Below are 4,117 nucleotides of genomic sequence, written 5' to 3'. Positions count from 1 at the left end.
CATCACAGTCAACATTGATTTCGCCTGAACCACCGCCATCGCGAGCAAGCTCGCTCCCACAGAGATACCGCTTGACCGAACTGTATGGGGGGCAGCGCCCACAAACGGGCAAATATGCCGTGCGGCTGGCCCAAGTGCTCAAGAAGGCCTAGAATTCCCGCATCGAACATTCCCCAAGGTAGTCCTTTAATGTCCTTCGCTGAGCAACTAACCCGCCTGCAAGTCTTCCTCGACGCTGATGAACTGCATGACGAGGCGCTGGACTACGTGGCCGCCCACGGCTACCTCACCGCGCTGTCGATCTGCTCCGAAGTGGTTCCCGACCGTGAATGGATCGACGCCCTCTTCGCCGAAGAGCCGCACTACAGCGGCGAAGCCCAGCGCGAAGAGATCGAAGCCACGCTGATCGGCCTCAAGGCCCACATCGCCCGCCAACTGGCCTCCGACGAAGAGTTCGAGCTGCCGTGCGACCTTGACCTGGGCGACGATCCGGATGATTCCGAACTGCGCGGCTGGTGCATCGGTTTCATGGAAGGCGTGTTCCTGCGTGAAGAAGCCTGGTTCGAAACCGCCGAAGACGAAGTCAGCGAAATGCTGCTGCCGATCATGGTCGGTTCGGGCCTGTTCGACGAGCAACCGGAGTTCTCCGACATTGCCGCCGATGCCAACCTGATGGACGACATGATCGTGCAGATCCCGGAAGCCCTGACCGCGCTGTACCTGCTGTGCAACGCGCCAGACGAAAAACCGGCGATTCTCAAGCMACGTCACCACTAAGGTTCTGCCYATGGACAACCCCATAGGCAACCGCCCCCTGATGTTGCGCTACGTGCTGCTGGCCATCGGCTGGCTGAGCGTAGCGCTGGGGGTGATCGGGATTTTCCTGCCGGTATTGCCCACCACCCCTTTTCTGCTGCTGGCGGCGGCCTGCTTTGCCCGCAGTTCCCCGCGCTTCTATCAGTGGCTGGTTGAGCATCCCCGGCTGGGGCCATGGATTCGCGACTACCTCAACGGCAATGGCATTCCGCTCAAGGGCAAGGCCTACGCCATCGGCCTGATGTGGGCGAGCATCCTGTTCTCCTGCTATCTGGTGCCGCGTCCCTGGGCACAGGGGTTCATGCTGACCAGTGCGGTGCTGGTGACCTTCTACATCCTCAATCAGAAAACCCTGCGCAAATCCTGACCACAAAAAGCTCGGTGAGCGCCTGTCGGCCGACGACCTGCCCTCCCCCCGCAAAAACTCCACCTAAACTTCACCCATCCACACTCGAGCAGCCAGACATGGCCCGCAGTCTGCGTAGTCCAGGATGGCCAGCGCTCCGACTTCGGCTCGGCGGCTGGATGCTGCTGGCCGGTTTGCTACTGACTGCATTCAACGGGGTCCGTGCCGACCGGGATTTTTCACAGATTCTGCAAACCATTGAACAACGCTACGGCTCGCCGGGACCGGCGCGAGGCCGGATCGAAGCGTGGAGTCAAATGCTGCAGAGCACACGCGGCGCGCCTGAACCTGAGCAACTCAACGCGGTGAACCGTTTCTTCAATCAACAGCTGAACTTTCAGGACGACACGCGCATCTGGCAACAGACCGATTATTGGGCCACCCCCGTCGAAGCCCTGATCAAGGGCGCCGCCGACTGCGAAGACTATGCCCTGGCGAAATACTTCAGCCTGCGCCGACTCGGCATTCCCAGCGAAAAACTGCGCATCACCTACGTCAAGGCCCTGAGTCAGAACCAGGCGCATATGGTGCTGACGTTCTACAGCACCCCCACGACCGACCCGCTGGTACTGGACAACCTGATCGGCGATATCCGCCCCGCGTCCCAACGCAAAGACCTGCTACCGGTGTACGCCTTCAATGCCGAAGGCCTGTACCTGCCGGGCAAAAACGGCGGCCAGCGCAGCAACGACCCGAAAAAGCTGTCGCGCTGGCAGGACGTGTTGAAAAAGATGCAGGCCGAAGGCTTCGACATAGGGGACGGCTGACCGCCATGGCAAGGAGCGATGTATGACACTGCGTAAACAGCTGTTCCTGGCCATCTGCCTGTTCYTGTTGGTGGCGTTCAGCGGTAGTTTTTTTGCCAGCCTGGAAAGCTCCCGCGAGCAAACCCTCAGTCAGCTGCGCGCCCACGCCCAGGACGCAGCCACCGCGCTGGGGCTGTCACTGACCGCACAGGTCGATGACCCGGCCATGATGGAGCTGATGGTCAGCTCGATTTTCGACAGTGGCTACTTCAGCAGCATCCGCGTCATCAGGCTCAAGGATCAGCAAACCCTGGCGGAGCGCAGCGCACCGACGAAAATCGACGGTGCGCCTGACTGGTTCGTCAACCTGGTCGACCTGCGCCCGGAAGGTGGCGATGCCTTGATCATGCGCGGCTGGGAACAACTGGCACGGGTCGAAGTGCTGAGCAATCCGCAATTTGCCCTGGCCAAGCTCTGGGACAGCACTCTCGGCAGCCTGATCTGGTTGTTGTTGTGCGGGCTGTTCAGTGCGGTGATTGGAGGATGGATGCTGCGTAGGCAATTTCGTCCACTCGACAGCATGGTCCGACAAGCTGAAGCCATCAGCAAACGCGAGTTTCTCAGCCTGCCAAAACTGCCGCGCACACCGGAACTGAAACGGGTGGTGCTGGCGATGAACCAGATGGTCGAGAAGCTCAAGGCGCTGTTCGCCGAAGAAGCCGCACGCAGCGAAAAACTGCGGGCCGAATCCTATCTGGACAGCCTCACCGGCCTGGCCAACCGGCGCCTGCTCGACGAGCAACTGGCCGACCATTTACGCGTGTGCGAACAGAGCCGCGATGGCCATTTGCTGATGCTGCGGATCAACGACCTGAACGGGCTCAACCAGCGACTGGGTGGCCAACGAACTGACACGCTGATCAGTGCCGTGGGCGAATTGTTCAAGCGCCTGACTCAATTGCCGGAGCGTCGCACCTGGCTGGCGGCACGCAATCGTGGCGGCGAATTCAGTCTGCTGACGCCGGGTCTGGACGCCCAAAGTGCAGCGCGTCTGGCCTCCGATGTCAGTGTCAGCCTGGAAAACCTGCGCCTGACCGGAGCCAGCGACTGCATGCCCGTCGCCCATCTGGGCGTTGTCGCCTATCGCCCCGGGGAGCCGATCAGCACTGTACTCCTGCGCCTTGACCAGGCACTGACCGAGTCCCGGCAGCATCCCGAGCGACCCTGGGTGCATTTGAGCCATCGTGACACCGCGCCGAATCACTCCCAGCATGACTGGCGCACCTGGATCGACGATGCCTTGACCGAAGGCAAAATGCAGCTGTACTTCCAGCCCGTCGTGCAATGCGCCGACACCCGCCAGGTGCTGCATCACAAAGTGCTCGCACGCCTGCTCGACCCACAGGGCGAGGCGATTGCCGCCGGGCATTTCCTGCCGTGGATCGAGCGTCTCGGCTGGTCGGCACGGTTTGACCTGGTGATGCTCGAGGCCGCGCTGGACGACCTGGTAGTCAACCGCAGGCCTTTGGCACTGAGCCTGTCCGATCGCACCCTGGGCGATCCAGTGCAGTGGCAGACGATCCTCGACCTGCTCGACTCCCTCCCGGATCTGGCACCACTGCTGACCCTGGAAATCGACGAGCGCCAATTGCCKTCACCCGAAGCACTACAACGCTTGAGCAGCAGCCTGCTCAAGACCGGTTATCGCATCGGCGTGCAACACTTCGGTGGGCGCTTCAGTCAGATCGGCAACCTGACCCAATTGGGGTTGGCGTACCTGAAAATAGATGGGGCCTACATTCGTAACATCGACGAGCAGACAGACAAGCGGATGTTCATCGAAGCGATCTTTCGCGCGACCCACAGCATTGATTTGCCGCTGATTGCCGAGATGGTCGAGACACGCGGGGAACTGGAAGCAATCAGGGAGTTGGGTGTATTCGGGGCCATGGGGCGGTTGATCGGGGCGCCAGAGCCGATGTGATGATAGGTACGTCGAGGTTCTGTAGCCACCGATAGGACATCGGCCTTTGACCCGGACAACAAAAAACCCGCCCCCTTCACAGGGATGGCGGGTTTTTAGTGGGCTTTCAGTTCACACGGTATCCACCTTCAACGAATGATCGTTGAGCATGCCGTTGATGATGGT

At 60.7% G+C, this 4,117-nt stretch carries 4 protein-coding genes; all 4 read left to right on the top strand.

Going from position 1 to position 4,117, the window contains the following annotated elements:
* The first annotated feature begins 189 nt into the window (after positions 1–189).
* The 4 genes from ACXRVY_RS19070 (at position 190) to lapD (ending at position 3,952) form a co-directional block, all read left to right on the top strand.
* A complete protein-coding gene (locus tag ACXRVY_RS19070; protein ID WP_458237986.1) occupies positions 190–777 on the top strand; it encodes a UPF0149 family protein in 588 nt (195 codons plus the stop codon).
* A 10-nt stretch (positions 778–787) separates the two neighbouring features.
* Positions 788–1,183 carry a YbaN family protein gene (locus ACXRVY_RS19065; protein ID WP_223461259.1) on the top strand — a complete coding sequence of 132 codons (396 nt, stop codon included), beginning with the start codon at positions 788–790 and terminating at the stop codon, positions 1,181–1,183.
* 98 nt (positions 1,184–1,281) lie between these two features.
* Complete coding sequence (lapG, locus tag ACXRVY_RS19060; protein ID WP_457266081.1) at positions 1,282–1,989, top strand: cysteine protease LapG; 708 nt, start codon at positions 1,282–1,284, stop codon at positions 1,987–1,989.
* A gap of 22 nt (positions 1,990–2,011) precedes the next feature.
* Positions 2,012–3,952, top strand: coding sequence for a cyclic di-GMP receptor LapD (gene lapD / locus ACXRVY_RS19055; protein WP_223461255.1), 1,941 nt, complete (start codon positions 2,012–2,014; stop codon positions 3,950–3,952).
* Positions 3,953–4,117: the final 165 nt, after the last annotated feature.

The organism is Pseudomonas sp. P5_A2_2 (assembly GCF_054177685.1).
This window is presented reverse-complemented; position numbering and strand designations above follow the sequence as displayed.